This window comes from Ramlibacter sp. (assembly GCF_036383835.1).
GTDB lineage: Bacteria > Pseudomonadota > Gammaproteobacteria > Burkholderiales > Burkholderiaceae_C > Ramlibacter.
Window position 1 is genome coordinate 40,312 of record NZ_DASVNN010000064.1, and the last position, 25,891, is coordinate 66,202.

Sequence of the window (25,891 nt, forward strand, 5' to 3'; positions counted from 1 at the left end):
TCAGACGACCTTGGCCGTGCGCAGTTCGGCGATCTGGTCCTTGCTGTAGCCCAGCTGCTTCAGGACTTCGTCGGTGTGCTCGCCCAGCAGCGGCGAACGGGTGACTTCGGTGGGGCTGTCCGAAAGCTTGATCGGGTTGCCGACCGACAGGTACTTGCCGCGCTTCGGGTGGTCCACTTCGACGATGGTGCCGGTGGCGCGCAGCGATTCGTCCTCGGCGATCTCCTTCATGGAAAGGATCGGGCCGCAGGGGATGTCGTACTTGTTGAGGATCTCCATCGCCTCGAACTTCGTCTTGGTCTTGGTCCACTCCTCGATGCGGCTGAAGATGGTCTTCAGGTGCGGCAGGCGCGCCTTGGGCGTGGCGTAGCTGGGATCGGTGATCCAGGTTTCCTCGCCGATCACCTTGCAGATCGACTCCCACACCGGGGCCTGCGTGATGAAGTAGATGTAGGCGTTCGGGTCGTGCTGCCAGCCCTTGCACTTCAGGATCCAGCCCGGCTGGCCGCCGCCCGAGGCGTTGCCGGCGCGCGGCACGGCTTCGCCGAACTCGGTGTCGGGGTACTGCGGATATTCCTGCAGGGTCTTGGTGCGGTCCAGGCGCTGCTGGTCGCGCAGCTTGACGCGGCACAGGTTCAGCACGGCGTCCTGCATGGCGGCCATCACCTTCTGGCCGCGGCCGGACTTCTCGCGCTGGAACAGCGCCGTCACGATGCCCAGGCACAGGTGCAGGCCGGTGCCGGAGTCGCCGATCTGCGCGCCGGTCACCAGCGGGGGGCCGTCGTCGAAGCCGGTGGTGGAGGCCGAGCCGCCGGTGCACTGGGCGACGTTCTCGTACACCTTGCAGTCTTCGTAAGGGCCGGGGCCGAAGCCCTTGACGGAGGCCATGATCATGCGCGGGTTGATCTGCTGGATGCGTTCCCAGCTGAAGCCCATGCGATCGAGCGCGCCGGGAGCGAAGTTCTCCACCAGCACGTCGCACTGCTTGATCAGCTCGATCAGCACTTCCTTGCCCTTGGGATTCTTGGTGTCCAGGGTGATGGAGCGCTTGTTGTGGTTCAGCATCGTGAAGTAGAGGCTGTCCACGTCGGGGATGTCGCGCAGCTGGCCGCGCGTCGCATCGCCTTCGCCGGCGCGCTCCACCTTGATCACGTCGGCGCCGAACCATGCCAGCAGCTGCGTGCAGGTGGGGCCCGACTGCACGTGCGTGAAGTCGAGGATCTTGACGCCTTCGAGTGCTTTGCCCATGTCTATCGTCCTATGAAGTTTTGGATTCATGTCGCCGTCCCCGCGGAGGCGGGGACCCAGGGCATCCGGAAGCCCTGGATTCCCGCCTCCGCGGGAATGACGGTGTTACGCCTTCTTCTTCGCCGCGGCGGGGTTCAGGCTGGTGATGCGGCCAGACTCGGTGCCGGCGGTCTCGTCGATGATCGCGTTGATCAGCGTCGGCTTGCGGGAGGAGATCGCCTCCTTCAGCGCGCGATCGAGTTCCTCGGGGGTCCTGGCGGTGACGCCGACGCCGCCGAAGGCTTCCATCATCAGGTCGTAGCGTGCTTCCTTGACGAACACCGTGGGCGCCACCTCGGTGTTGCGCGGGTTCTTGTCGGTGCCCTTGTAGATGCCGTTGTTGTTCATCACGACGATGCACACCGGCAGGTCGTAGCGGCAGATGGTCTCGACTTCCATGCCGCTGAAGCCGAAGGCGGAGTCGCCTTCCACCGCGATCACCTGCTCGCCGGTGACGGTGGCGGCCGCGACGGCGAAGCCCATGCCGATGCCCATGATGCCCCACGTGCCGACGTCGAGGCGGCGGCGCGGCTCGTACATGTCGACGATCGAGCGCGTGAAGTCCAGGGCGTTGGCGCCTTCGTTCACCACGTAGGCCTTGGGGTTGGCCTTGACGGTGTTCCTGATGACGTTCAGCGCGCTGTGGAAGTTCATCACCGGCGGGTTCTTCGCCAGCGTCTCGGCCATCTTGGTGAGGTTCTTGTCCTTGCGTTCGGCGATCGCGCCGGTCCAGTCGGACGGCGGCTTGCTCCAGCCGGAACCCATGGCCTGGTTCAGCGCGGAGATGCACGAACCGATGTCGCCGATCACCGGGGCGGCGATCGCGACGTTGCTGTCGGCCTCCGTCGGGGAGATGTCGACCTGGATGTACTGCTGCTTGCCCCAGCCCTTGGAGTCGGCCGCGCCCCAGGTCTTGCCCTTGCCGTGCGACAGCAGCCAGTTCAGGCGCGCGCCCACCAGCATCACGACGTCGGCTTCGGCCAGCACGTAGGAACGGGCGGCGGAAGCGGACTGCGCGTGCGTGTCGGGCAGCAGGCCCTTCGCCATGGACATCGGCAGGTAGGGGATGCCGCTCTTCTCGACGAAGGTCTTGATCTCGGCATCGGCCTGCGCGTAGGCGGCGCCCTTGCCCAGGATCACCAGCGGCTTCTTCGCGGACTTCAGCAGGTCGACGGCGCGCTTGACGGCGTCGGCGCCGGGAACCTGCTTCGGCGCGGGATCGACCACCTTGATCAGGGAGCGCTTGCCGACTTCCTTGTCGATGGACTGCGCGAACAGCTTGGCGGGCAGGTCCAGGTACACGCCGCCGGGACGGCCGGACACGGCGGCACGGATGGCGCGCGCGATGCCCACGCCGATGTCCTCGGCGTGCAGCACGCGGAAGGCGGCCTTGCACAGCGGCTTGGCGATCGCCAGTTGGTCCATCTCCTCGTAGTCGCCCTGCTGCAGGTCGACGATCTCCCGCTCGCTCGAGCCGGACACCAGGATCATCGGGAAGCAGTTGGTGGTGGCGTTCGCGAGGGCGGTGAGGCCGTTCAGGAAGCCGGGAGCGGACACCGTGAAGCAGATGCCGGGCTTGCCCGTGATGAAACCGGCGGCGGCCGCGGCGTTGCCCGCGTGCTGCTCGTGGCGGAAGGAGATGACCTTCATGCCTTCGGCCTGCGAGATGCGCAGGAAGTCGGTGATCGGGATGCCGGGCAGGGCGAAGATCGTGTCGATGTCGTTCAGCTTCAGCGCGTCGATGACGAGATGGAAGCCGTCGGTCTGATCGCGATCTTGCGTTTCGGTGGTCATGGTGAAGTGGTCCTGGTTGGGAGTGCGAGAATGTTAGAAGTCGGGTTCGCCAAACCCACTTGACTGCGGTCAATTTTCGAAAAATTGGCCGGCCATTAAGGGGAATCCCTCGCTCCATCCCATGTCCTCCATCGACAAGCACCCCGAACGCAACGTGATCCGCGTGCAGCTGGCCCACAACGTGGCTCTCAAGGCCATGACGCCGGCGCAGATGGCAGAGCTGGAGCCCCTGCTGGTGGTGGTGGATTGCCAGAAGGGCGAGTCCCTGCTGAATCAGGGCGTCCACGAGATGGAGCAGTACTTCATCCTCGAGGGCATCCTGAAGCGGGTGGTGGGCAACCAGGAGGCGAAGGAGATGATCCTGCGCTTCGCCGACGAGGGGCAGATGGAGACCAGCTACGCCGCCTGGCGGCTGGGGACCCCCGCGCCCTACAGCATCGTGTGCGTGACGCGCGCCCGGGTGGCCAAGCTGCCGCTGCGCGACTGGGTCACCTTCCTCGACCGGCACCCGAACATCAAGCAGGCCTTCGAGTACGAAGTGATGTACCACATGAGCGAGATCATGGCGCACACGATCACGCTGCACCTGCTGGACGCGCCGGGCCGGGTGAAGCGCTTTTTGCGCAAGCACCCGGAGCTGGAGGAGCGGCTGCCGAAGAAGGAGCTCGCTTCCTACCTGAACCTCTCGGCGGAGACGCTGAGCCGGTTGAAGTCGCGGGGGAAGATCTGAACCTGTCATCCCGGGCTTGACCCGGGATCCACGCAGCGCCCGATCGAGCGCCGCATGGATTGCGGGTCGAGCCCGCAATGACAAGATCGGGTCAACCCTCCAGCTGCGCCCGGCGCATCGGCCGCAGCGCGAACCACGCCAGCAACGCCGCGACCGCGTTCATCACGCTCGCCGCGATGAACACCGCGTGCCAGCTGCCGGTCATGGCCGTCAGTACGCTGGACAGCGGCACCAGCAGGGCGGCGGTGCCCTTGGCGGTGTACAGCAGGCCGGCGTTGGAGGCCGCGTACTTCGAACCGAAGGTGTCCGCGCAGGTCGAGGGGAACAGGCTGTAGATCTCGCCCCAGGCGAAGAACACGATGCCGGTCAGGATCACGAAGGCCACCGGGTTGCTGCCGTACTGGTACAGCGCCAGGATGCCCACGGCTTCCAGCGCGAAGGCGATCAGCATGGTCAGCTCGCGGCCGATCTGGTCCGACACCCAGCCGAAGAAGGGGCGCGTCAGGCCGTTGAGCACGCGGTCGATGGCGAGCGCGAAGGTCAGCGCCGGCAGCACCAGGCCCGCGATGTTCACCGGCACGTCGCCGATCTTGAAGTCCTTGGCGATGGGCGCGAGCTGCGCGGTCGCCATCAGGCCGCCGGCGGCCACCAGCACGAACATCAGGTACATGACCCAGAAGACGGGCTTGCGCACCATCTCGCCGGGCGTGTAGTCCTTGCGGGTCTGCAGCACCTTCGCGGTGCCCACGCCCAGCTTCTGCGCCTCCGGCGCGCGCGCCAGGAACCACGACAGCACGAAGATGATCGCGCCCTGGCCGATGCCGAAGTACAGGAAGGCGGCTTCGTAGCCGTGGTTGTGGATGTAGGCCGAGATGGGCACCACGGTGAGCGCGGAGCCGGCGCCGAAGCCCGCGGCGGTCAGGCCGGCCGCGAGGCCGCGGCGATCCGGGAACCACTTCAGCGCGTTGCCCACGCAGGTGCCGTAGACCGCGCCGGCGCCGACGCCGCCGATGGCCGCGCCCACGTACAGCAGCGTGAGCGTGTCGGCATAGGCGTTGACGATCCAGCCCAGGCCGGCGAGCAGGCCGCCGCCCATCACCACCACGCGGGGGCCGTACTTGTCGACCAGCCAGCCCTCGATGGGCACGAGCCAGGTCTCGGTGAGCACGAAGATCGTGAAGGCCACCTGGATGGCCGCCCTGGTCCAGTGGTACTTGTCCGCGATCGGATTGACGAACAGCGTCCAGCCGTATTGCAGGTTGGCGATCATCGCCATGCAGATGATGCCCATGACGAGCTGCGCCCAGCGGAAGGCCGCGCCGCGCTCCGCGTTTGCGCTGCCCGCCGCAGCGGGCCCGACGCCGGGCAGGGCGCCAACAGTCTTGTCCATCCGTGTTCTCCTGTGATGTGGTTTGGAAGGAAGGTAATTGCAGGGAGGGATGCCTCGCCGGTGGTGCGAGGCGGAGGTCGTATCGATTTCGCTGGTCAGGTTCTACTCAGTTTCGGCTCGCCGAAATGAGAAGCGGCCCCAGAGGGCCGCTTCCAACTTCGGTGATCCGCTTGGACTCATGTCTTCGCGTAAGTGAATTTGCGCGACACCTTCATCAGGTGCAGCTTGTTTTCCACCTTGCCGACGCCCGCCACGGTGCTTGCCACGCGTTCGGATTCGGCCTTTTCCTGTTCGTTCACCACGATGCCGCTCAGGACGACGCGGCCCTCGCGGCCGTCGATCTGCACGTCGACGTTGCTGGTGGCCTCGTTGGCCTTCAGCGCGGCGCGCACGCGCGCGGCGAGGGCCAGGCCCGCCAGCGCGGCGCGCGACTGCGGCGTTTCCTGGAATTCGGGACGCCTGGCGAGCTGCAGGACCTGTTCCGCGCAGCTGTCCACCGACACGCGTTCGGTGTTGAGCACGAGGTCGTAGAGCAGGGGATCGCCCCAGGTCACGCCGAACTGCGCGTTCATGCGCTGGGCATGCGCCGCGTCGCTGCGGCGCAGTTCCTGTTCGGCCGCGTCGCGGTTGTCGGTGCCGAGGTGGTCCATCAGCCAGGCCAGGCGCGACTCGAAGGAGCGCGTGACGCGCACCCGCACCACGTGCTGCACCGGGTGCAGCAGGCAGGTGGCGCCCCAGCCGCGCAGCACCACGTTGCCGCGTTCGGCCTGCGCGAACACTTCCTCCGCGGTGTAGAGCGCGACCTGTTCCTTGTCGGTGGACAGGCGCTCCACGATCCCGGCCTTGCCTTCGCGCAGACGGCGGATCAGGCTGGCCGGCACCTGCATGCGGCCGGCGACGTTCTCCACCACTTCGTTGCGCATGACGGTGAGTCCGCCCATCTCGGCGACGCGCATGGCGACGTCCTTGGCGAGCGATCCCATTTCCTGGGTGAGTGCGATGACGGGCAAAGTGAGCCTCCTCTTCGTTCCCTGGCGATCAGTCCACCGGCTGTTCGGCCGCGAAGCCGGCGGCCTTCGGACGGCGCACCTTGTTCACGAGCTTCGACAGGACCGGCCAGACCAGCATGATCAGCGCCAGGCCCGTGATGGAGCCCACCAGCGGGTTGGACACCATGATGCCGAGGTCGCCCTGCGACAGCAGCATGGCCTGGCGGAAGGAGTCTTCCGCCTTGTCGCCCAGCACCAGGGCCAGCACCAGCGGCGCCAGCGGGTAGTCGAGCTTCTTGAACACGTAGCCGATCACGCCGAACAGCAGCATCAGCCAGACGTCCATCATCGCGTTGTGCACGGTGAAGGCGCCGATCGCGCAGATCACCACGATCACCGGGGCGATGATGGAGAAGGGGATGCGCAGGATCGAGGCGAACAGCGGCACGGTGGTGAGCACCACGATCAGGCCGGCCAGGTTGCCGAGGTACATGGAGGCGATCAGGCCCCACACGAAGTCCTTCTGCTCGACGAAGAGCAGCGGGCCGGGCTGCAGGCCCCAGATCAGCAGGCCGCCCAGCAGCACGGCCGCGGTCGGCGAGCCGGGGATGCCCAGCGCCAGCATCGGCAGCAGCGCGGAGGTGCCGGCGGCGTGCGCCGCGGTCTCGGGGGCGATCACACCCTCGATGTGTCCGGTGCCGAAGCTGGCGCCGTCCTTGGACATCTTCTTCGCGAGGCCGTAGCTCATGAAGGAAGCGGGCGTGGCGCCGCCGGGCGTGATGCCCATCCACATGCCGACCAGGGAGCTGCGCAGCGACGTCATCCAGTAGCGGGGCAACTGCTTCCAGGTTTCGAACACCACCTTCGGATTGATCTTGGCGCTCTTGCCGGAGAAGGCGAGACCTTCTTCCATCGACAGCAGAATCTCGCCGATGCCGAACAGGCCGATCACGGCGATCAGGAAGTCGAAGCCGCGCATCAGCTCCTCGAAGCCGAAGGTCAGGCGCAGCTGGCCGGTGACGGTGTCCATGCCGACGGCGGCCAGCGCGAAGCCGATCGCCATCGAGCCCAGGATCTTGAAGGGCGAGCCCTTGCCCATGCCGACGAAGCTGCAGAACGTGAGCAGGTAGACCGCGAAGAATTCCGGCGGGCCGAACTTGAGCGCGAACTTCGCGACCAGCGGCGCGAGGAAGGTGATCATCAGCACCGCGACGAAGGCGCCGATGAACGAGGAGGTGAAGGCCGCCGTGAGGGCCTGCCCCGCCTGGCCCTTCTGCGCCATCGGGTAGCCGTCGAAGGTGGTCGCCACCGACCACGGTTCCCCCGGGATGTTGAACAGCACCGAGGTGATGGCGCCGCCGAACAGCGCGCCCCAGTAGATGCAGGACAGCATGATGATCGCCGAGGTGGGCGACATCGAGAAGGTGAGGGGCAGCAGGATGGCGACGCCGTTGGCGCCGCCGAGTCCCGGCAGCACGCCGATGAGCACGCCGAGCGTGATACCCACCAGCATGAGGAGCATGTTCATCGGCGTCAGGATGACGCTGAAGCCATGGAACAGGGCGCTGAGTTCGGTCATGACGGTTGTGAGGCTGGCCTGTGGCGAGGAAAGGGAAACGGCTTCAGTAGCCGAGGAAGCCGAGCGGGTTCAGCCAGCCCTTGTGCAGGGGCACCTTGAACCAGACTTCGAACATCATGAAGAAGACGACCGAGATGACGATGGCGATCGTCGCGCTTTTCGCCTTGCCGTAATTGCCGAGGATGATCATGAAGCCGGCGATGTACACCGCCGAGGCGATGTAGATGCCCACGACGTGGATCGCCAGCACGTAGACGGCAGCCGGCAGCAGCACCGACAGCACGCGGCGGATCTGCTCGCCGTCGACGAAGATCTCCATGTTGCGCTTCTTGCCCAGCAGCGCCTGGTACAGGATGCCGCCGCCGGAGATGCACAGGATCAAGCCGATGTAGAAGGGGAAGTAGCCGGCGCCCGGACCATCGCTGGTCCAGCCTGCGCCGAGCTTGTAGCTGCCGGACGCCACGACGAGGCCGAGCAGCAGCACGAGGGCGGCAACGCCGGCTTCGACGGCGAACGTGGGAACGCCCGTGCGCGCGGCGGCTTCGGGCTCGTGGTGGGTGTCCATGGGGGCGGGTCTCCTGCCGGTGCGGCCGGCACTGTCGGAATCGAGGGAAAGAGGTCGCAATCGGGCGGAAAGCGCCCCCGCGTTGCGCGGGGGCCTGGGGATCACTTGGCGATGAAGCCGGCTTCCTTCATCAGGTCGCGGTGCTGCTGTTCCGCCTTGCCGAGCCAGGTGTTGAAGGTTTCACCTTCCATGGAGGTCTGGTTGAAGGCACCCTTCTCCATGTACTCCTTCCACTCGGGGGTCTCGCGGACCTTCTTCAGCAGGTCGGTGTAGAACGCCACCTGGTCCTTGTTCACGCCCGGGGGCATGAAGATGCCGCGCAGCATCGTGTAGTGCGACTGCACGCCGGCTTCCTGGCAGGTGGGGATGTCGCCCCAGGCCATGGTGTCGGTGATCTTGGCCTTGTAGGGCATGCGCTTGTCGTCGAACACGCACAGCGGGCGCAGCTGGCCGGCGCGCCACTGGGCCACGGCCTCGATCGGGTTGTTCACCGAGGAGTCGACGTGCTTGCCCACCAGCTGCACGGCCACTTCGCCGCCGCCCTTGAAGGGAACGTAGATGAACTTGGCGCCGGTGGCCTTCTCGAGGCCCACGGTCAGGATCTGGTCTTCCTGCTTGGAGCCGGTGCCGCCCATCTTCATCTTGCTCGGGCCGGCCGCCTTCACCGCGGCGAGGTAGGACTTGGCGTCCTTGTACGGCGTCTCGGCGTTGACCCACAGCACGAAGTTGTCCAGCGCCATCATGGACACGGGAGTCATGTCGCGCCAGTTGAAGGGAACGCCCGTGGCGAGCGGCGTGGTGAAGAGGTTCGACAGCGTCACGACGATCTTGTGCGGATCGCCCTTGGCGTTCTTCACGTCGAGGAAGCCTTCCGCGCCCGCGCCGCCGGACTTGTTCACCACCACCAGCGGCTGCTTCATCAGGTTGTGCTTGACGACGACGCCCTGGATCAGGCGCGCCATCTGGTCGGCGCCGCCGCCGGTGCCGGCGGGCACCACGAATTCGACGGGCTTCGTCGGTTCCCACGCGGCGTGGGCAAGGGGAGCGGCCAGCATCGCGGCGGACGCGATGGCGGCTGCCATGGCGATCGACATGCGGTTCTTGAGGGTCGGGATTCTCACGCTTTGTCTCCTGTGTGTTCGCCTCGCCCGTGCCATCTGTCACGATGACATTCATCGCGAGAACGCAGCCGATGGTCCAACCAAGGAGGGTCGAATTCTCTTGACTGCGGTCAATTTTTCGGAAGTGAAGTGCCCTTCTAGGGAAAGTCCGGGGGAGTGGAACTCGCTGGGAACGAACGAGTCGCCGCGTGCCCCTTAGGGAGCACCCGTATGAGTACGTACGAACGCAAAACGCGCCCCGTGGGGCGCGTCGGCGTGTCGTGCGATCAGCGGACCACCTGCGGCCGCTGCCGCGCGCTTTCGGCGGCCTGGACCAGGAAGTCGGCGTCGTAGGCGCGCAGCAGGTGCGGGCGCTCCTTCTCGAGCCAGGCGCGCAGCCCTTCGCGGCCCGAGGCGCACGCGGCGGCGTCCCAGTCGCGGCACAGGTCGAGGGCGTCGTCGGCGGTGTAGGTGGGGGTGGTGTCCTGGCGCATGGGTGTCTCCTTGAACTTCCTGTGCAGTGCACTCTAGGCGCCGGAATCGATTAATGACAGTGAAACGTTTTGATCATTTGCATTAGCTTGGAGTTATGATCGCGCCACGATGAGACACGCCACCCTGCGCCAGCTGAAGGTCTTCGAAGCGGTCGCGCGCCACCGCAGCTTCTCGCGCGCCGCCGAGGAACTGCACCTGACGCAACCGGCCGTGTCGACGCAGGTGCGCAAGCTCGAGGACCACGCCGGCCTGCCCCTCTTCGAGCAGCTGGGCAAGAAGATCCACCTCACGCCCGCGGGCACGCAGATGTTGCAGTCGAGCCGCGAGATCATCCAGAAATTCCAGGAGGCGGAGGAGGCGATGGCCCAGTACAAGGGCGTCTCCGGGGGGCGGCTCAACGTTTCGGTGATCAGCGCCGGCGACTACTTCTTTCCCCGCCTGCTGGTGGAATTCGCCCAGTGCCACGCCGGCGTGACCCTCAACTTCGGCGTGTGCAACCGCGAGGAACTGCTCACCCAGCTGAAGGACAACGTCACCGACCTCGCGGTGATGGTGCGCCCGCCGGAGGACGCCGACACGGTGGCCGAGCCCTTCGCGCCGCACCCTTACGTGATCGTCGCCGCGCCCACGCATCCGCTGGCGAAGACGCCGCGCATCGCGATGTCGCGCATCGTGCGCGATCCCTTCGTCGTGCGCGAGAAGGGCTCCGACACCTGGAACTCGATGATGGACGGCTTCGGCACGCAGCTCGCGAACGTCAACATCGCGATGGAGATCCGCAGCACGGAGACGATCAAGCAGGCGGTGATGGCCGGGATGGGCGTGAGCTTCCTGTCGGCCCACACGGTGGGGCGCGAGCTGCAGTCAGGCAGCCTGGTCGTGCTGGACGTTCAGGGCTTTCCGCTGATGCTGAACTGGTACGTGGTGCACCGGCGCGCCAAGCGGCTGCCGCCGGTGGCCCAGGCCTTCAAGGACTTCCTGCTGCAGGACGGCGCGACGCTCATCGACCGCGCCCTCGGCTTCACGAAGAAGCCCGCACCCAGGACTGCCACTCGGTCGAAATAGGCAGCCCGCGCTGCTTCGCGAATTCGCCCGCGGACAGCTTGCCGCCGCCTTCCGGGCGCAGCTTGAGGATCTCGATCAGGCCGCCCTGGGCCCAGATGACGATGGACGTCCCGGTGACGCCGGCGACGTCGCCCGGCCGGTGCCCGCGCGAGACGTAGCGCCCCACCACGTGCTTGTGGCAGTCGTACACGCGCACCTTGGTGCCGGCGAGCATCATCCACGCGCCCGGCGCCGGGTTGCAGGCGCGGATCAGGTTGTAGATGGTGTCGACGTGGCCCGGCCAGTGGATCTCGCAATCCTCGTCGAGCATCCAGCCTTCGTAGGTCGCCTGGCTTTCGTCCTGCACCTGTTCGCGGTGCCCGTTCGCCATCACCAGGTCGGTGGCTTCGAGCAGCGCCTCGACGCCCAGCGGGAACAGCTTGTTGAAGTAGACCTCGCCGAGCGTTTCGGTGGCGCCGATCGGCACGCGCTTCTGCAGCAGGATCGGCCCTTCGTCGAGGCCGTCGGTGGGACGGAAGATGGTGAGCCCGGTCTCCCCCTTGCCGAGCGCGATCGGCCAGCTGATCGAGGAAGGGCCGCGGTGCAGCGGCAGCAGGGAAGGGTGGTACTGGATGGTGCCGTGCCGCGGGATGTTCACGAAGGATTGCGGCGCGAACTGCAGCACGTAGGCCATGACGCCGATGTCGGCGTCGAGCGAGCGCATGGCCTCTTCGGCCTCGGGGCTGCGCAGGCTGGCGAAGGAGAACACCGGCAGGCCGCGCGCCATGGCGTCGGCCTTCAGGGCGTCGGGCTTGGCGCCCGGCTTGTCCGGGACGCAGAACACGCCGGCGATGGTGTCGCCGCGGGCGATGAAGGCATCGAGGACGGCCTTGCCGAAGTCCTGTTGTCCGATGAAGGCGATGCGGGCCATTGTGGATTCTTTCTTCAGCGCAGGAGGAAGTACGCCGCGAGGCAGTACAGGACGACCGCGAACACTTTCTTGAGCGGCTGGATGTCCATGCGGTGCGCGGTGCGCGCGCCAACTGGTGCCATCACCATGCTGGCCGCCGAGATGATGAACAGTCCGGGCAGGTACAGGTAGCCGACCGACCCGGGCGGCATCTGCGGCAGCCCGAGACCGGCGTAGATGTAGCCGATGGTGCCGGCCAGGGCAATCGGGAATCCGAGCGCGGCGGAGGTGCCGACCGCGTCGTGGATCTTGATGTTGCACCACGTCATGAAGGGCACCGACACGAAGGCGCCACCGGCGCCCACGAGCGACGAGAGCAGCCCGATCACGTTGCCGACGCCGAAGGTGGCCAGCGGTCCCGGCAGCGTGCGGCTCGGTTCCGGCCGGCGATTGAGGAACATCTGCGTCGCCGAGAACGCGACGAAGATCGCGAACAGGATCCCGAGCAGCTTGCCGGGCAGTGCATGGGCGATCTGCGCGCCCAGCAGGGACCCGACCAGGATGCCCGGCGCGAGCACCTTCACCACCGGCCACAGCACCGCGCCGCGCTGGTTGTGCGCGCGCACGGAGGAGACCGACGTGAAGGCGATGGTGGCCAGCGAGGTCGCCACGGCCATCTTCACCGTGTAGTCGGCGGGATAGCCCTTGTGGGCGAGGATGATGGAGAGGAAGGGCACCATGATCATCCCCCCGCCGATCCCCAGCAGCCCCGCGAGGAATCCGGTACAGGTGCCGATGGTGGCGAGTTCGAGGATCAGGATCGGGTCCAGGAGCGACATCGTTGTTGTGGGTGGGCAGCCGGGCATTGTCGCAAAGGTTGCCTCCGTCATCCCCGCGCTACCCGTCATCCCCCCGCTACCCGTCATCCCCGCGCAGGCGGGGATCCAGGGCTTCCTGTGTTGAAGCGGCTGCGCCGCTTCCCGCTTTTTCGCATCGCGCCCGGCTGCCAGCCCCCGCGCGGGCGGGGCCGGGGTCGCGCTGGCATGGCGTCCTTCGCGCCTTTCGGCGCTCGGCAAACCTGCGAGGACCGGGCAGGCGGCCCCCGCGACCGAACTCGCTGCGTGTTTGCCCGCGCGCGGCCAAACACTCCGCTCAGACACCGGTGTCGCGAGTCAGAAACGTACGCGCGGCTCGATACGCTTCGCTCTCGTAGCCGCGCTGGTCCGCCTGCCCGGTCCTCGCAGGCGCCATGCCTTCATGCGCGACCCCGGCCCCGCCCGCACGGGGGCTGGCAGCAGGGCAGGGCGGTGGCGCATTGTTCGTTGCCACTGCCATCGTCCGCGTGATCGCCGTAGGGTGGGCAAGCTCGCTTGCCCACCATTTCCCGTGCAAAGCGGCGCAGCCGCTTCCATGCGAACGCCCTCGATCCCCGCCTCCGCGGCGATGACGAGGATCAGCGCGCCACCAGCACCGGGATCGCCGATTCCGCGACGACCTTGCCCGCCACGCTGCCCAGCATCAGCCGCGCGACGCCGGTGCGGCCATGGGAGCCGAGCACGATCAGGTCGGCTTCGACCTGGCGGGCCGACTGCACGATGCCGGCGGCCGCGGCCACGTCTTCGACCAGCCGCGGCTGGAACGGCACCTTGGGCGCCTGTTCGCACTGCGCGTGCACCTTGGCGTGCGCCTCGGAGGCATGCTGCAGCGCGGCCGACATGTAGGCCTGGAATCCCAGCGGATTCGCCTCGCCGATGCCCAGGTAGGGGTAGGGATCGACGACGTACACCGCGGTGAGCTTCGCGCCGTGCACGCGCGCGAGATCCACGGCCAGTTGCGCGGCGTGCTCGGACGCCGGGGAGCCGTCGGTGGCGAGGAGGATGTGCTTGAACATGGTGGGTCTCCGGGATGGATGCGGCCATCGTGCCGCTTCCACCGTACGCCATGCTTGACGTGCGTCAAGCGCGTCAGCGCGACAGATAATCGCCGCCATGGCCTTTCCCCTCGACGGCACGTCCATCCCCCACGGCATCCAGCTGGCCATCGCGCCGGTGTTCCTGCTTACCGCGGTGTCCGGCATGATCGGCGCGGTGGCCAGCCGGCTCGCGCGCATCATCGACCGCGCGCGGCTGGTGGAGGACCGGGCCCTCGAATCGACCGACCTGCAGTTCCTCGATCGCGCCGAACGCGAACTGCAGCAACTGCGCGTGCGCGGCTGGCTCGCCAACGGCTCCATCGCGCTGCTCACCAGCTGCGCATTCCTGATCGGGCTGACGATCATCGTGCTGTTCCTGGGAGAGACGGGCGGCATCAAGATCAGCGGATGGGCGATCGGCAGCTTCCTGCTGGGGGTCGCCTGCTTCCTGGCGGCGCTGCTTTGCTTCCTCGCCGAGACTTTCCTGGCCACCCGCCTGCTCGATTTCCAGGTGCACCGCCCGCCTGGGGGACCTTCCGCTTGAAGCGCCCGTGAGGCGGGATTAGCATGGTCCGGCCGCGCGGTGCGGCAGTGGAGCGCGTATGCCGCAGCTGATTGCCACGGTGAAGGGTGTCGAGGTCAAGCACGTGTACCTGCACAAGGACCGCACCACCCTCGGCCGAAAGCCGGGCAACGACATCATGTTCGACACCATGGTGGTGAGCGGCCAGCACTGCGCCTTCGACCTCGTGGGCGTGGCCGACGTGTTCCTCGAGGACCTCGGCAGCACCAACGGCACCTACGTCAACGACCGCATGGTCAAGGAGCGCACCAAGCTCGCCGACGGCGACGTGATCGCCATCGGCCCCTATCGCATCCGCTACCTGCAGGCGAGCGAGGCCCCCAGCACCTTCGGCGGCACGCTGTCGTTCCCCGCCGACGCGATGCCGCTGCACGCCAGCTTCGAGGTGCTCTCCGGCGGCTCCGCCGGCCTGGAGATGCCGGTGCTGAAGGCCGTCACCACCTTCGGCAAGCCGGGCGTGTCGGTGGTGTCGGTCGCGCATCGCCGCAACGGCTTCTTCGTCACCCACCTCGGAGGCGCCACGGCGCCTCTGGTGAACGGCACGCCGCTGGGCAGCGACCCGGTGATGTTGTCGGATCGGGACGTCCTCGACATCGCGGGCACGCAGATGCGGTTCCAGCTGAGGGAATGAAGGACAATCGGCGCATGGGACTGATCCATCGCATCTTCGGCAACGGCAAGGAAGTCCAGGCGCCGGGAGGGTCCGGTACCACGCAGTTCCATGAAAGCGAGCCCGACGCCCAGGACTCGCAGCCTTCGCGCACCTCCCACCGCGACCTCGTGCAGGTGATGCTGCGCGACACCATGCGCAAGCACGGCATCCCTTCGGACTGGATCGAGTGCCGCATCCTGTCCGCGGTGACGCGCGGCGGCCGCAACGGCCTGCACGTGAACTTCGTCGTGCGCAAGGCGCACGACCGGCTGATCACCTATGTGTTCGCCTTCCAGGACAGCTTCGAACGCGAGCTCGCGCGCTACGAGCCGCGCGCCCGCAGCGACTGGCTGCTGAGCCTCGGCTGGGAGTTCCAGGGCTTCAACGCCGACGAGATGCCGGATCCGCACACCTGGGCCCAAAGCGGCCCGGCGCCGCTGGGCCCGACGGGCCGGGGCCGCTCCGACGAAGAAGCCCCCAAGACCGACGACGACGTCCAGCGCGACCTGAAGGCCCTGTTCGCCATTCGCGACGCCGCCCTGGCGGACACCGCCCGGCGTCCCTCGCGCAAGAGCGAGCGCGACGACGACCCGCCGGATTTCCAGCCGACCCAGCCCTTCGACGACAAGCCGTCCTGAGCACCGTACCGGTGCGCTCCGCGTCGTATCCGCGCTGCACTGGCGGTGTCGGCCCGCAACAAGCTCGAAGCAAAAGCAACGGCCGCGCCGGAAACACGGCTGCCCGTTACCCATCGATACTCCGGCCCGGAAGCGCCCACCGAGCATGCCCCTTCTTGTCCAACCAAGTAGGGAAACAGCAATGGAGAAGAAGTTGCGTGGGAGCTCCAGGATCGCCGGGGCCATCGGCCTGGCGGCCATGACGTTGCTGGCCGCCTGCGGCGGCGGCGGTGGCGATGGCGGCGGCGGCAGCAGCGGCCCGGTGCCGCAGGGCACGGTCAAGATGTCGATGACCGACGCGCCGTCCTGCTACCGGAACGTGTGGGTGAACGTGGAGAAGGTGCGCATCCACAAGAACGGCACGACCGCCGACACCCAGGCAGGCTGGGAAGAGATCATCCCGCCGAACGCGCCGGTGAGGATCGACCTGCTGAACCTCACGAACGGCGCGCTGGCCGACCTCGGCACCGCCACGGTGGATGCCGGCGCGTACCGGCAGATCCGCCTGGTGCTGGCCGACAACGGCAACGAGGTGATCCTGCTGGACGGCACCCCGCAGCAGCTCAAGACCCCCAGCGCGCAGCAGAGCGGCCTGAAGATCCAGGCCGACTTCGACGTCGCGGCCAACAGCACCACCGAGATGCTGCTCGACTTCGATGCCTGCAAGTCGATCGTGATCGCCGGCAACTCGGGCCAGTACGTCCTGAAGCCGGTGGTGCGCTTCACCGACCAGCCGGCCGGCTCCATCACGGGCTACGTCACCACCACCCTGACGCTGGGCAAGACCGCGGTCTCGGCCCAGCAGGGTGGCGAGGTGCTGCGCTCGACGGTGCCCGACGCCAACGGCCAGTTCCGCCTTGCCTACCTGCAGCCCGGCACGTACACGGTGGTGATCACCTCCGATGAACGCGCCACCGGCGTGATCAACAGCGTGCCGGTCGGCACGGCGACCACCGCGGTGAACGGCACGGCCAGCTATATCGTGCTGCCGACGTCGTCGATGACGACGGTGACGGGCACGGTCACGGCGAGTGCGGTCGCTGTGACCGACGCGACCGTGACGGCCTTCCAGAACGTCGCCACCGGCGGGCCCATCCAGGTGCTCAGCGTGCCGGTGGACCTCGACTTTGCGACCTACACGATGCGGCTGCCGACCGCGGACCCGGTGCGCGCGCCGTATTCCGCCTCGGGCCTGGCCTTCGCGGCCGACGCCACCGCGGCCGGCAAGTACGACCTGAAGGCGGTCTCGCCCACCAAGGGCACGAAGTCGGTCGTGTTCGACGCGCGCGGGGCGGCCACGACGGCCAACATCGCCTACTGACGCCCGGCGTCCGCCTTTATTCATGCGCAAGGACCGCGCTCAGCCGAAGACCTGGAGCGTCTCGTAGCCGCGGCCACCCGGCAGCGAGCGCACCAGGTGGTAATGCGGGCCCGTGCGCCAGCGCAGCGGCTCGAAGCCGGCCGGGGGCCGCGCCCCGAAGGCCTTGCGCGCCAGCGTGGCGTGCGGACGGTAGCGCCGCGCTTCCGTGACCATGCCGAGCGCCGTGAGACGCTCGCCGAGCACGGCATGCAGTTGCAGCAGTTCCGGCGGGACCGTGCCCGCCTCCAGCACGGCGATGCCTCCCGGCCACACCTGCGCCACGTCGAGCAGCAGCTCGCACGCTCCCCACTCGACCTCCAGGCCTTCCTTCAGGTCGGGCAGCCTCCCGGATGCGACTTCGCCCAGGAAGTGCAGGGTGAGGTGCAGCCGTTCCGGCGGGGTGTGGCGGGCCGATGCCGGCCATTGCCACGCATGCGCATGCCGCTCGAGTGCAATGCGCTCCAGGGTGGTCGGCCACAGGCCGAGGAAGAGGCGCAGGCTGGACGGGGCAGCAGTGTCCATTCGGCGATTCTGGCGCGCCACGCATCGACGCAGGGCCAAAAAAGAGAGCCCCGAAGGGCTCCAACGCTCGTGACCGGTTCCTGATGAGCAGCGGTTCGCGCTACAGTCACGCCCAATGTACAGGCCGGTGCGGTTTCTGCCAGCGGGAAAACCAGTGCCACCGCGCAGCCTGGCGAACTAGAAGAACGATGAGCGTTCCCGAGCTACCGGCAGAAGTCCGCCGGTTCATCCTCACCAGCGTGCCGTCCGTGCCTTACCTCGAGGCCGTGCTGCTGCTGCGCGCCGAACCGGCAAAAGACTGGGACGCCGCCGAGCTGGCCCGGCGCCTCTACGTGCGGGAGCGCAACGGCGCCGACCTGCTGGAGCAGTTGCGCGCCAGCGGCCTGGCCCAGGCTGCCGGGGAGCGCGCCGTCCGATATGCTCCCACGGCCGAGCTGGCCGACCTGATCGATCACGTCGCACACGCCTACGCCTCCAACCTGGTGGCCGTGACCGACCTCATCCACTCGCGCATCGACCGGCGGGCACAGCAGTTCGCCGATGCGTTCCGTTTTCGCAAGGACTGACATGGCCGCGGTCATCTACACGCTTTGCGCATTGACTTCGATCACCTGCCTGGTGTTGCTGTGGCGCAGCTGGCGCGCCAGCGGGGCCCGGCTGCTGTTCTGGAGCGCGATGTGCTTCGCCGCGCTCAGCGTGAACAACGTGCTGCTGGTGATCGACCGGCTCGTGCTCCCGACGGAAGTGGACCTCGGCACGCTGCGCCTGATCTGGGCGCTCGCCGCGGTGCTGCTGCTGCTGTTCGGGCTGATCTGGGAGGAGGACTGAGCATGACGCAGGTCCTCATGGGTGCGGTGGCGATGGGCTGGCTGCTCGCCGGCCTGTTCTTCTTCCGCTTCTGGCGCCACACGCGCGACCGCTTCTTCCTCTGGTTCGCGCTGTCCTTCTGGCTGGAGGCCGCCGACCGCGTCGCGCTCGCCACCATCACCGGCGCGGGCGAGGACAACCCGATCTTCTACGGCGTGCGCGTGCTCGGCTACGGCCTCATCCTGCTGGCCATCTGGCAGAAGAACCGGCGGCCGCCGAAGCGCTGATCAGAACTTCGGGATCCGCAGCGTCTTGCTGATCATGAGGCTGCCCGACAGCACGAACAGCAGGGCGAGCGGATGCAGTTTCCAGGGGCCGAGCTCCATGGCGCCGCCCCACAGGTTCTCGCCGAGCGCACCGCGCCAGGCGGCCCACGCGAGCACGCCCGTGAGCACCACGCTGGTCGGGATGGGCGTGCCTTCGAAGTACTTCACCTTGCCGGATTCGTCGCCCGCGAGCTGTTCCGCGGTGACGTTGTAGCGGGCCAGCCGGCTCACGCCGCAGCAGACGAAGTACAGCAGCGCGGCGGCGTCCCAGCCGCCCTGCATGCCCGCCGCGAAAGCGAGCGCCGCGGGCGCGACGCCGAAGGAGATCACGTCCGAGAGCGAATCGAGCTCGCGCCCGAGCGCCGAATGCTGGTGGCGGGCGCGCGCGATCCGGCCGTCCAGCACGTCGAAGGCGAAGGCGGCCGGCGCCAGCGCGGCGGACAGCAGGAAGTGGGTGGTGTCGCCGCTGGCCATGTACACCATGGCCAGCAGGATGGCGCCGACGCCGCAGGCGGCGTTGCCCAGGGTGAAGAAGTCGGCCAGGTGGAAGGACCTGACCATCGAGAAATGCCGGGGTGCCGTGCGTTGCATGCGTCGTCCTTGCTCGGCACCCACCTTAAGCACCAGCTTGGAGGCGGCCCGTCGTCCCCCGGCACGGGCCGTTGTAGTCGCGCGCCGACTTACTGGCGGATGCGCCCGCTGCCGCTGACGATCGAGAGCTCGACGAAGCGGGAGCCGTTGCGCTTGTTGGGACGGAAACCGACCACGTAGCCGCCGAGGTCGTAGCTCTCCATCGCGTCGAGCGTCGTGGCCATGGCTTCGCGCGTCGGCTTCGCGCCCTGGCGCCGCACCGCCTCGACGATCACCTTGGCGGCGATGAAGCCTTCCATCATCGAATAGCTGACGGGCACTTCCAGCGTGTTCGCCTTGGCCAGGTCGTTGAATTCCTTGGCCAGCCTGGTGGAGATCTTGTAGGGGCTCGGCGTGACCTGCGCGATCGCGACGCCCTGCATCTGCTCCTCCGACAGGCGCTTGGACATCTGTTCGATGTCGGCGCCGGAGTGCGCGAACAGCTGCGCCGCGCCGCCGCCGGAACGGTACTGCTCGATGAAGCCCGCGGCCGCGCCGCCGCTGGAGATCATCAGGATCGCCTGCGGCGGGTTCTTCAGGAACACGTCCACGGCAGGCGTGACGCGCGCCGTGCCGGGCGGGTAGGAGGCCTTGGACGCGATGCTCGCCTTGGCCTTGGCGGCGGCATCGTCGGCCGCCTTCAGCAGGGCCGCCGCGCCCGGCCCGTCCTCGTAGAACAGGCCCAGGCGGGTGATCCCGATGGTGGCGAGATGCTCGGTGAGCTTGTTCAGTTCGTCCGCGAGCGTGGCGCGCACGCTATAGAGCAGCGGCGTGTCGGGACGGATCTCCGTCGTGCGGTAGCCCACCAGCGCGATGCGCTCCTTCTCCAGCATGCCGGTGGCCACCAGGTCGGTGATGTTCTTGCTGCCCACGTAGCCGGCCAGCACCATCGGCTTGTCTTCGGCGAGCACTGCCTTGGTGGCGGTCACGGTGTCCTCGGGGCGGCCGGCATCGTCGCGCCGAACCAACGAGAAGGTGTGGCCGTTGATGCCGCCGGCCTTGTTCACCGCGTTGAACCAGAGTTGCATGCCGGTGGCGTAGGCGCGCCCCTGGCTGGCCTCCAGGCCGGACATCGGGCCCACCTGCGCCACGACGATCGTGGCGGCGTGCACCGCCTGCGCAGCCCACCAGGCTGCCGTTGCCAGCGCGGCGCGTGCCGCGAATTTCCTCGTTCCCATTCGTTCTCCAGCGTTGTGCGCGAGACCATAAGCCGATGGTTTCCATTTTCCACTCTGGAAAGCCCTGACTTGCCGGAATTTGGCCACGCGGCGTCGTTGGGTTCCAATCGGCACATGCAGACCGCCGGCCGCGAGGCCATTGAATCACCCTACGCCTGGGCCCGCCTGGCGATGTCGCTGCTGCTGATGACGATCGGCGGCTCCGGCATGTATTCGGTCACGGTGGTGTTGCCGCGGATGCAGCAGGACTTCGGCATCGCCCGCGGCGACGCGTCGCTGCCGTACACGCTCACCATGATCGGCTTCGGCATCGGCGGGGTGCTGATGGGGCGGCTGGCCGACCGCTTCGGCGTGATGCTGGCCGTGATGCTCGGCGCCGCGGGCCTCGGCATCGGGTACATCGCGGCCGGACTGGCGCCGGGGCCGGCGCTGTTCGGGCTCGCGCAAGGCGTGTTCATCGGCATGCTGGGGACGTCGGCCAGCTTCGCGCCGCTGGTGGCCGATACCTCGCGCTGGTTCGACCGCCGCCGCGGCATCGCGCTGGCGATCTGCATGAGCGGCAACTACACCGCGGGCGCGCTCTGGCCGCCGGTGATGCAGCACTTCATCGACAGCGTGGGCTGGCGCCAGACCTACATCGGCATGGGAATCTTCTGCATCGCGAGCATGCTGCCGCTGGCGCTTTTCCTGCGGCGGCGCCCGCCGGTGCAGGATTTCGCGGGCGCGGCCGCCGCGCCGGCCGGCGGCTTCGTCCCGCCGGCGCAGCGGCCGCTGGGCCTGCCGCCCAACGCGCTGCTGGCGCTCCTGTGCGTGGCCGGCGTCTCCTGCTGCGTGGCGATGTCGATGCCGCAGGTGCACATCGTGGCCTATTGCGGCGACCTCGGCTTCGGCGCCGCCCGCGGGGCGGAGATGCTGTCGTTGATGCTCGGGATGGGCGTGGTGAGCCGGCTCGTCTCGGGCTGGATCTCCGATCGCATCGGCGGACTGCGCACGCTCTTGCTCGGATCGCTGCTGCAGGGCGTGGCGCTGCTGCTGTTCCTGCCGTCCGACGGGCTGGTGTCGCTCTATCTCGTGTCGGGCCTGTTCGGCCTGTTCCAGGGCGGCATCGTGCCTTCGTACGCGCTGATCGTGCGCGAGTACTTCCCGCCGCAGGAGGCGGGCGCGCGTGTCGGCACCGTGCTGATGGCGACGCTGCTCGGGATGGCGCTGGGCGGCTGGATGTCCGGCGCGGTGTTCGACCTCACCGGCTCCTATCGCGCCGCCTTCCTCAATGGCATCGCCTGGAACCTCCTGAACCTCACCATCGTCGGTTTCCTGCTCTGGCGCGCCAACGCGCTCGGACAGATCCGCGCCTGGCCGCTGGCGGGGCGGGGCGCCGCCGCCTGATCCTCTATAGTCGCGCTGAATGCGCGCGCCCGCCGTCATCGATCGCCGCCGCCTGCTGGCCATGGCGGCCGCCACGGCCGCTGCCGCATCGCTTCCGCGCTGGGCCTGGAGCCAGACCCGCATCGCCGACATGCCTTTCGGCGCCGGCGTGGCCAGCGGCTCGCCCACGGCCAGCTCCGTGGTGCTGTGGACGCGCCTGCTGGGACGCTCGCTGCCCGCGCAGCCCCTCACCGTGCGCTGGGAACTCGCCGAGGACGAAGGCTTTGCGCGCATCGTGCAGTCGGGACAGGCGCAGGCGCTGCCCGATCTCGCGCACTCGGTGCACGTGGAAGTGCAGGGGCTCGCGCCCGACCGCTGGTACCACTACCGGTTCATGGCCGGTGAGTGGGCCAGCCCCACCGGACGCACGCGCACGCTGCCCGCGCCGGACGCGATGGCGCGGCGGCTGCGCCTGGCCTATGCGTCCTGCCAGCGCTGGGAGCATGGCTGGTTCTCCGCCTGGCGCCACCTGCGCGCCGACGCGCCGGACCTCGTCGTGTTCCTGGGCGACTACATCTACGAATACGGCGGCGCCGTGAACGCCGTGCGGCCGGTGGGCAGCGGCTGGGTGCTGACGCTGGACGATTACCGCGCTCGCTACGCGCTGTACCGCAGCGATCCCGATCTGCGGGCGATGCACGCGGCCTGTCCCTGGCTCTTCACCTGGGACGACCACGAGGTGCAGAACGACTATGCCGGCGAGCAGGAAGGCAAGGCCGGTCCGGCCGTCACCGATTTCCCGCGCCGCCGCGCCGCCGCCTACCAGGCCTGGTACGAGCACATGCCGGTGCCCGCGAGCATGCTCACGCGCGCGCTCGAGGGGCTCGCGGGCGGGCGCGGCCTGCGCATCTACGGCGAGCGCCGCTTCGGCCGGCTCGCGCAGATCCTGCTGCTGGATGGCCGCCAGTACCGCAGCCCGCAGGTCTGCACGCGCGGCGGGCAGTACGGCTCGGGCATGGTGAATCCGCTCGCCTGTGCGCCGCTGGAAGATCCGACGCGGACCATGCTCGGCGAGGAACAGGAGCGCTGGCTCGCGGCGCAACTCGCGCAGGGCGGGGCCGCCTGGACGCTCCTGGGCCAGGCGACCCTGTTCGGCCAGCGCGATTTCGTGCCCGGCCCCGGCACCCTGCTGTGGAACGACGGCTGGGACGGTTATCCGGCCGCACGGCGCAGGCTGGTCGAGGCCCTGCAGTCATCGCGCGCGCCCAATCCCGTGCTCCTGGGCGGCGACGTGCACGAGAACTGGGTCGGCCACGTCAAGGCCGATTACGCGCGCTCCGACAGCGCCAATGTCGGCGTGGAGTTCTGCGGCACCAGCATCACCTCGCGCAGCACCGAGCCGCAGCACCTGCGCAATCGCTGGGCCGACAACCCGCACTTCGTCTACGCGGAGGCGGGGCATCGCGGCTACGGCCTGGCGGACTTCACGCCGGGCCGGCTGGAAGTATCGCTGCGCGTGGTGGACGACGTGACGCGCCAGGACGCGGCGATCGCAACGGCGGCGCGCTTCGCTGTGGAGGCGGGGCGACCGCTGCTGCAGGCCGCATGAGGGGCTGCTGCGTCCGCATCGTCCTGTGCTGGCTGCTCGCGGCCGCGTCCGCGTGGGCGCACGCCGCACCGCTGGAACTCGGGAGCGCGCCGCGCTACGAGCTCGGGGCTTTCGTGAACATCCTCAAGGACCCGGGCGGCACGCTGCGCCTGGAGGACGTCCTGCAGCCGGCGCAGCAGGCGCGCTTCCAGGCAGTCGGAGGCAGCGGGCCTTCGGCCAACTTCGGCATGAACCGCGGCGCGGTGTGGCTGCGCGTGCAGCTGCGGGCGCCCGCCGCCGGCGATCCCCGGTGGCTGCTGGAACTCGCGTATCCGCCGCTGGACCACCTGGAGCTGTACTCGCCCGACCCCCAAGGCGGCTGGCAGCGCCAGGTGGGCGGCGACCGCGAGCCCTTCACCACGCGCGCGGTCGCCCATCGCAACCACGTGCTGCCCGTCTGGATCCCGCCGCAGCAGGGGAGCACGCTCTACCTGCGGCTGGCGAGCGAGGGCGTGGTCGCCGCGCCGCTGCGCCTGTGGCGGCCGCAGGCGATGTGGCAGTTCGACCAGGCCGCCTATGCGGTGCTGGCGCTGTACTTCGGCGTGCTGGTCGGCCTGCTGCTCTACAACCTGCTGCTGTTCGTGTCGGTGCGCGATCCGGCCTACCTGGTCTACGTGCTGTTCGTGGCGGCCATGGGGCTGGCGCAGGGCGCGCTGACCGGCCTGGGCACGCAGTTCCTGTGGCCCGAACAGGTCTGGTGGAACAGCGTCGCGCCGCACATCGGGGTGGCCTTCGCGGGCGTGTTCGCACTGCTGTTCGCCCGCCGCTTCCTGGAAAGCCGCGACTCGCTGCCGCTGATGGACCGCGCGCTGCGCGTGCAGGTGGGCCTGTGGCTGCTGACGGTGCTCGCCGCCGCCGCGCTGCCCTACGTGGTGTCGGCCTGGATGCTGATGGTGCTGGCGCCGCTCGGCATCGTCTCGCTGGTGGCGACCGGCGTGCTCGCGATGCGCCGCGGCCACGGTGGCGCGCGCCACTACCTGGCCGCCTGGGCCGTGCTGCTGATGGGCGTGGCCACGCTGCTGCTGCACAACTCCGGCCTGCTGGCGTCCAACCGTTTCACCTCCAACTCGCTGCTGATCGGATCCGCGATCGAGATGGTGCTGCTGTCCTTCGCGCTGGCCGACCGCATCAACGTGGCGCGCCGGCAGCGCGAGCAGGCGCAGGCCCGGCTCGCGGCGGAGCAGGCGATGGTGGAGGCGCTCTTCGAATCCGAGCGCAAGCTGAAGACGGCGCTGGAAGAGCGCGAGCTGATCCTGCGCGAACGCGAGGCCATCCTGAACAACGCGGTGGTGGGCATCGTGCTGTCGGTCAGGCGCCGCCACGAGTGGGTGAACCAGAAATTCGCCGACATGCTGGGGTATCCGCGGCAGGTGCTGATCGGGCAGGGATCGGACTACCTGCACCCCGACACCGAGAGCTGGCAGCGCTTCGGCGTGGAGGCCAGGGCGACGCTGATCGCCGACAACACCTACACCTGCGAGATGGAGCTCAAGCGCCGCAACGGCGAGCTGTTCTGGGTGCAGATGGGCGGCAGCTGCGTGCGGCCGCACGATCCGGACTCCGGCGTGATCTGGACCTTCCTCGACGTCACCGGCCGCAAGAAATCCGATGCGGAGATGCGCGAGGCGCTGGAGCAGCAGAAGGCCCTGAACGAGCTGCGCTCGCGCTTCGTGGCGATGACCAGCCACGAATTCCGCACGCCGCTCGCCGCGATCCTGTCGGCGGAGGAGGTGCTGCGGCATTACGGCGAGCGCCTGCCGGAGCGCGAGCGGCTGGAAACGCTGGACGGCATCGCCGCCGGCGTGCAGCGCATGTCGCGCATGCTCGATCGCGTGCTGCTGCTCGGTCGCGCCGACGCGCAACTGCTGGAGTTCCAGCCGGCGACGGTGGACCTGCGCGCGCTCGGCCCGAAGCTGGTGGAAGAGGCGCGCCAGCAGCATCCGCAGGGCGCGGGCCGGGTGGTGTTCGAAGCGGCGCCGGAGGTCGGACCGGGACTCTACGACGAGAAGCTGCTGCGCCACGTCTTCGGCAACCTGCTGTCGAACGCGATCAAGTATTCGCCGAAGGGCGGCAGCGTGCGGTTCGACGTCCAGCGCGAAGGCGCGGAGACCGTGTTCCGCGTGCGCGACCAGGGCATCGGCATCCCGCCCGAGGAGGTGCCGCACCTGTTCCAGTCCTTCCACCGCGCGAGCAACGTCGGCGAGATCCAGGGCACGGGCCTGGGGCTGGCGATCGTGAAGAACGCGGTGGAGCGCCACGGCGGCACCGTCGCCGTGGAAAGCCGGCTCGGGGCCGGCACGACGTTCACGGTGCGGATCCCCGGATCCCGGCCTGCGCCGGGATGATGG

At 68.4% G+C, this 25,891-nt stretch carries 26 protein-coding genes; 12 read left to right on the plus strand and 14 right to left on the minus strand.

From position 1 onward, the window contains the following. Together frc and oxc are read right to left on the minus strand one after the other, a co-directional pair. On the minus strand, positions 1-1,248 hold the full coding sequence (gene frc, locus VF522_RS10495; protein WP_330908204.1) for a formyl-CoA transferase: 1,248 nt from the start codon (positions 1,246-1,248) through the stop codon (positions 1-3). 105 nt (positions 1,249-1,353) lie between these two features. Then, positions 1,354-3,081 (minus strand): oxalyl-CoA decarboxylase, encoded by a 1,728-nt coding sequence (oxc, locus tag VF522_RS10500; protein ID WP_330908205.1) that lies wholly within the window; start codon positions 3,079-3,081, stop codon positions 1,354-1,356. 121 nt (positions 3,082-3,202) lie between these two features. On the opposite strand from oxc, the gene VF522_RS10505 reads away from it, so the two are divergent. Next, positions 3,203-3,811 carry a Crp/Fnr family transcriptional regulator gene (locus VF522_RS10505; protein WP_330908206.1) on the plus strand — a complete coding sequence of 203 codons (609 nt, stop codon included), beginning with the start codon at positions 3,203-3,205 and terminating at the stop codon, positions 3,809-3,811. Between the two features lie 91 nt (positions 3,812-3,902). On the opposite strand, the gene oxlT is transcribed toward VF522_RS10505, so the two are convergent. The 6 genes from oxlT to VF522_RS10535 all read right to left on the minus strand — a co-directional run bounded on the left by oxlT (position 3,903) and on the right by VF522_RS10535 (position 9,928). Continuing rightward, a complete protein-coding gene (gene oxlT, locus VF522_RS10510; protein WP_414709495.1) occupies positions 3,903-5,102 on the minus strand; it encodes an oxalate/formate MFS antiporter in 1,200 nt (399 codons plus the stop codon). A gap of 275 nt (positions 5,103-5,377) precedes the next feature. Further along, the gene (locus VF522_RS10515) at positions 5,378-6,211 is read right to left on the minus strand and encodes a cytidylate kinase family protein (protein WP_330908208.1); all 834 of its coding nucleotides are present in this window, start codon (positions 6,209-6,211) and stop codon (positions 5,378-5,380) included. Positions 6,212-6,239: 28 nt separating this feature from the next. Continuing rightward, entirely contained in the window at positions 6,240-7,769 is a 1,530-nt protein-coding gene (locus VF522_RS10520) for a tripartite tricarboxylate transporter permease (protein ID WP_330908209.1), read from the minus strand. Positions 7,770-7,812: 43 nt separating this feature from the next. After that, positions 7,813-8,334 (minus strand): tripartite tricarboxylate transporter TctB family protein, encoded by a 522-nt coding sequence (locus tag VF522_RS10525; RefSeq protein ID WP_330908210.1) that lies wholly within the window; start codon positions 8,332-8,334, stop codon positions 7,813-7,815. Between the two features lie 101 nt (positions 8,335-8,435). After that, on the minus strand, positions 8,436-9,428 hold the full coding sequence (locus VF522_RS10530; protein ID WP_414709496.1) for a Bug family tripartite tricarboxylate transporter substrate binding protein: 993 nt from the start codon (positions 9,426-9,428) through the stop codon (positions 8,436-8,438). A 293-nt stretch (positions 9,429-9,721) separates the two neighbouring features. After that, positions 9,722-9,928 (minus strand): hypothetical protein, encoded by a 207-nt coding sequence (locus tag VF522_RS10535; RefSeq protein ID WP_330908211.1) that lies wholly within the window; start codon positions 9,926-9,928, stop codon positions 9,722-9,724. A 109-nt stretch (positions 9,929-10,037) separates the two neighbouring features. On the opposite strand from VF522_RS10535, the gene VF522_RS10540 reads away from it, so the two are divergent. After that, complete coding sequence (locus tag VF522_RS10540) at positions 10,038-10,994, plus strand: LysR family transcriptional regulator (protein ID WP_330908212.1); 957 nt, start codon at positions 10,038-10,040, stop codon at positions 10,992-10,994. Here VF522_RS10540 and VF522_RS10545 read toward each other — a convergent pair. The 3 genes from VF522_RS10545 to VF522_RS10555 form a co-directional block, all read right to left on the minus strand. Then, positions 10,951-11,904, minus strand: a complete 954-nt coding sequence (locus tag VF522_RS10545; protein WP_330908213.1) for a methionyl-tRNA formyltransferase — start codon at positions 11,902-11,904, stop codon at positions 10,951-10,953. The genes VF522_RS10540 and VF522_RS10545 overlap by 44 nt on opposite strands. A gap of 14 nt (positions 11,905-11,918) precedes the next feature. Next, complete coding sequence (locus VF522_RS10550; RefSeq protein WP_330908214.1) at positions 11,919-12,722, minus strand: sulfite exporter TauE/SafE family protein; 804 nt, start codon at positions 12,720-12,722, stop codon at positions 11,919-11,921. Positions 12,723-13,336: 614 nt separating this feature from the next. Continuing rightward, a complete protein-coding gene (locus VF522_RS10555) occupies positions 13,337-13,774 on the minus strand; it encodes a universal stress protein (protein ID WP_330908215.1) in 438 nt (145 codons plus the stop codon). 97 nt (positions 13,775-13,871) lie between these two features. Between VF522_RS10555 and VF522_RS10560 the strand changes: the two genes are divergently transcribed. The 4 genes from VF522_RS10560 (at position 13,872) to VF522_RS10575 (ending at position 17,028) form a co-directional block, all read left to right on the plus strand. Further along, entirely contained in the window at positions 13,872-14,339 is a 468-nt protein-coding gene (locus VF522_RS10560; protein ID WP_330908216.1) for a DUF2721 domain-containing protein, read from the plus strand. 58 nt (positions 14,340-14,397) lie between these two features. After that, positions 14,398-15,009 carry an FHA domain-containing protein gene (locus VF522_RS10565; protein WP_330908217.1) on the plus strand — a complete coding sequence of 204 codons (612 nt, stop codon included), beginning with the start codon at positions 14,398-14,400 and terminating at the stop codon, positions 15,007-15,009. A gap of 14 nt (positions 15,010-15,023) precedes the next feature. Further along, positions 15,024-15,668: a hypothetical protein gene (locus tag VF522_RS10570; RefSeq protein WP_330908218.1), complete on the plus strand. Its 645-nt coding sequence runs from the start codon at positions 15,024-15,026 to the stop codon at positions 15,666-15,668. 181 nt (positions 15,669-15,849) lie between these two features. Then, positions 15,850-17,028 carry a DUF4382 domain-containing protein gene (locus VF522_RS10575; RefSeq protein WP_330908219.1) on the plus strand — a complete coding sequence of 393 codons (1,179 nt, stop codon included), beginning with the start codon at positions 15,850-15,852 and terminating at the stop codon, positions 17,026-17,028. Positions 17,029-17,067: 39 nt separating this feature from the next. Here VF522_RS10575 and thpR read toward each other — a convergent pair whose 3' ends face one another. Continuing rightward, positions 17,068-17,589, minus strand: coding sequence for an RNA 2',3'-cyclic phosphodiesterase (gene thpR, locus VF522_RS10580; RefSeq protein ID WP_330908220.1), 522 nt, complete (start codon positions 17,587-17,589; stop codon positions 17,068-17,070). A 188-nt stretch (positions 17,590-17,777) separates the two neighbouring features. On the opposite strand from thpR, the gene VF522_RS10585 reads away from it, so the two are divergent. Genes VF522_RS10585 through VF522_RS10595 form a run of 3 tightly spaced genes read left to right on the plus strand, consistent with a single transcriptional unit; the run spans position 17,778 to position 18,683 of the window. Beyond that, positions 17,778-18,155, plus strand: coding sequence for a hypothetical protein (locus VF522_RS10585; protein ID WP_330908221.1), 378 nt, complete (start codon positions 17,778-17,780; stop codon positions 18,153-18,155). A gap of 1 nt (position 18,156) precedes the next feature. Continuing rightward, a complete protein-coding gene (locus VF522_RS10590; RefSeq protein WP_330908222.1) occupies positions 18,157-18,417 on the plus strand; it encodes a DUF5985 family protein in 261 nt (86 codons plus the stop codon). Between the two features lie 2 nt (positions 18,418-18,419). Beyond that, positions 18,420-18,683 (plus strand): DUF5985 family protein, encoded by a 264-nt coding sequence (locus VF522_RS10595; RefSeq protein WP_330908223.1) that lies wholly within the window; start codon positions 18,420-18,422, stop codon positions 18,681-18,683. Here the strand turns inward: VF522_RS10595 and VF522_RS10600 are convergent, their stop codons facing one another. Together VF522_RS10600 and VF522_RS10605 are read right to left on the minus strand one after the other, a co-directional pair. Beyond that, positions 18,684-19,313: a CDP-alcohol phosphatidyltransferase family protein gene (locus VF522_RS10600; RefSeq protein WP_330908224.1), complete on the minus strand. Its 630-nt coding sequence runs from the start codon at positions 19,311-19,313 to the stop codon at positions 18,684-18,686. Between the two features lie 89 nt (positions 19,314-19,402). Then, a complete protein-coding gene (locus VF522_RS10605) occupies positions 19,403-20,530 on the minus strand; it encodes an ABC transporter substrate-binding protein (RefSeq protein WP_330908225.1) in 1,128 nt (375 codons plus the stop codon). Positions 20,531-20,644: 114 nt separating this feature from the next. On the opposite strand from VF522_RS10605, the gene VF522_RS10610 reads away from it, so the two are divergent. The 3 genes from VF522_RS10610 to VF522_RS10620 are packed head-to-tail and all read left to right on the plus strand — an operon-like array spanning position 20,645 to position 25,888. After that, complete coding sequence (locus VF522_RS10610; protein ID WP_330908226.1) at positions 20,645-21,916, plus strand: MFS transporter; 1,272 nt, start codon at positions 20,645-20,647, stop codon at positions 21,914-21,916. A 19-nt stretch (positions 21,917-21,935) separates the two neighbouring features. Beyond that, positions 21,936-23,504 (plus strand): alkaline phosphatase D family protein, encoded by a 1,569-nt coding sequence (locus tag VF522_RS10615; RefSeq protein ID WP_330908227.1) that lies wholly within the window; start codon positions 21,936-21,938, stop codon positions 23,502-23,504. After that, complete coding sequence (locus tag VF522_RS10620; RefSeq protein ID WP_330908228.1) at positions 23,501-25,888, plus strand: 7TM diverse intracellular signaling domain-containing protein; 2,388 nt, start codon at positions 23,501-23,503, stop codon at positions 25,886-25,888. The genes VF522_RS10615 and VF522_RS10620 overlap by 4 nt, the downstream gene beginning before the upstream one ends. Positions 25,889-25,891: the final 3 nt, after the last annotated feature.

Excerpts from the sequence above, each read along its gene's own strand:
- VF522_RS10570 (WP_330908218.1), top strand. The coding sequence starts at position 15,024 with ATGGGACTGATCCATCGCATCTTCGGCAACGGCAAGGAAGTCCAGGCG.
- VF522_RS10555 (WP_330908215.1), bottom strand. The coding sequence starts at position 13,774 with ATGTTCAAGCACATCCTCCTCGCCACCGACGGCTCCCCGGCGTCCGAG.
- VF522_RS10525 (WP_330908210.1), bottom strand. The coding sequence starts at position 8,334 with ATGGACACCCACCACGAGCCCGAAGCCGCCGCGCGCACGGGCGTTCCC.
- VF522_RS10615 (WP_330908227.1), top strand. The coding sequence starts at position 21,936 with ATGCGCGCGCCCGCCGTCATCGATCGCCGCCGCCTGCTGGCCATGGCG.
- frc (WP_330908204.1), bottom strand. The coding sequence starts at position 1,248 with ATGGGCAAAGCACTCGAAGGCGTCAAGATCCTCGACTTCACGCACGTG.
- VF522_RS10535 (WP_330908211.1), bottom strand. The coding sequence starts at position 9,928 with ATGCGCCAGGACACCACCCCCACCTACACCGCCGACGACGCCCTCGAC.
- VF522_RS10505 (WP_330908206.1), top strand. The coding sequence starts at position 3,203 with ATGTCCTCCATCGACAAGCACCCCGAACGCAACGTGATCCGCGTGCAG.
- VF522_RS10530 (WP_414709496.1), bottom strand. The coding sequence starts at position 9,428 with ATGTCGATCGCCATGGCAGCCGCCATCGCGTCCGCCGCGATGCTGGCC.
- VF522_RS10610 (WP_330908226.1), top strand. The coding sequence starts at position 20,645 with ATGCAGACCGCCGGCCGCGAGGCCATTGAATCACCCTACGCCTGGGCC.
- VF522_RS10560 (WP_330908216.1), top strand. The coding sequence starts at position 13,872 with ATGGCCTTTCCCCTCGACGGCACGTCCATCCCCCACGGCATCCAGCTG.
- VF522_RS10550 (WP_330908214.1), bottom strand. The coding sequence starts at position 12,722 with ATGTCGCTCCTGGACCCGATCCTGATCCTCGAACTCGCCACCATCGGC.
- VF522_RS10520 (WP_330908209.1), bottom strand. The coding sequence starts at position 7,769 with ATGACCGAACTCAGCGCCCTGTTCCATGGCTTCAGCGTCATCCTGACG.
- VF522_RS10565 (WP_330908217.1), top strand. The coding sequence starts at position 14,398 with ATGCCGCAGCTGATTGCCACGGTGAAGGGTGTCGAGGTCAAGCACGTG.
- thpR (WP_330908220.1), bottom strand. The coding sequence starts at position 17,589 with ATGGACACTGCTGCCCCGTCCAGCCTGCGCCTCTTCCTCGGCCTGTGG.
- VF522_RS10620 (WP_330908228.1), top strand. The coding sequence starts at position 23,501 with ATGAGGGGCTGCTGCGTCCGCATCGTCCTGTGCTGGCTGCTCGCGGCC.
- VF522_RS10575 (WP_330908219.1), top strand. The coding sequence starts at position 15,850 with ATGGAGAAGAAGTTGCGTGGGAGCTCCAGGATCGCCGGGGCCATCGGC.
- VF522_RS10590 (WP_330908222.1), top strand. The coding sequence starts at position 18,157 with ATGGCCGCGGTCATCTACACGCTTTGCGCATTGACTTCGATCACCTGC.
- oxlT (WP_414709495.1), bottom strand. The coding sequence starts at position 5,102 with ATGGGCATCATCTGCATGGCGATGATCGCCAACCTGCAATACGGCTGG.
- VF522_RS10540 (WP_330908212.1), top strand. The coding sequence starts at position 10,038 with ATGAGACACGCCACCCTGCGCCAGCTGAAGGTCTTCGAAGCGGTCGCG.
- VF522_RS10585 (WP_330908221.1), top strand. The coding sequence starts at position 17,778 with ATGAGCGTTCCCGAGCTACCGGCAGAAGTCCGCCGGTTCATCCTCACC.
- oxc (WP_330908205.1), bottom strand. The coding sequence starts at position 3,081 with ATGACCACCGAAACGCAAGATCGCGATCAGACCGACGGCTTCCATCTC.
- VF522_RS10545 (WP_330908213.1), bottom strand. The coding sequence starts at position 11,904 with ATGGCCCGCATCGCCTTCATCGGACAACAGGACTTCGGCAAGGCCGTC.
- VF522_RS10605 (WP_330908225.1), bottom strand. The coding sequence starts at position 20,530 with ATGGGAACGAGGAAATTCGCGGCACGCGCCGCGCTGGCAACGGCAGCC.
- VF522_RS10600 (WP_330908224.1), bottom strand. The coding sequence starts at position 19,313 with ATGCAACGCACGGCACCCCGGCATTTCTCGATGGTCAGGTCCTTCCAC.
- VF522_RS10595 (WP_330908223.1), top strand. The coding sequence starts at position 18,420 with ATGACGCAGGTCCTCATGGGTGCGGTGGCGATGGGCTGGCTGCTCGCC.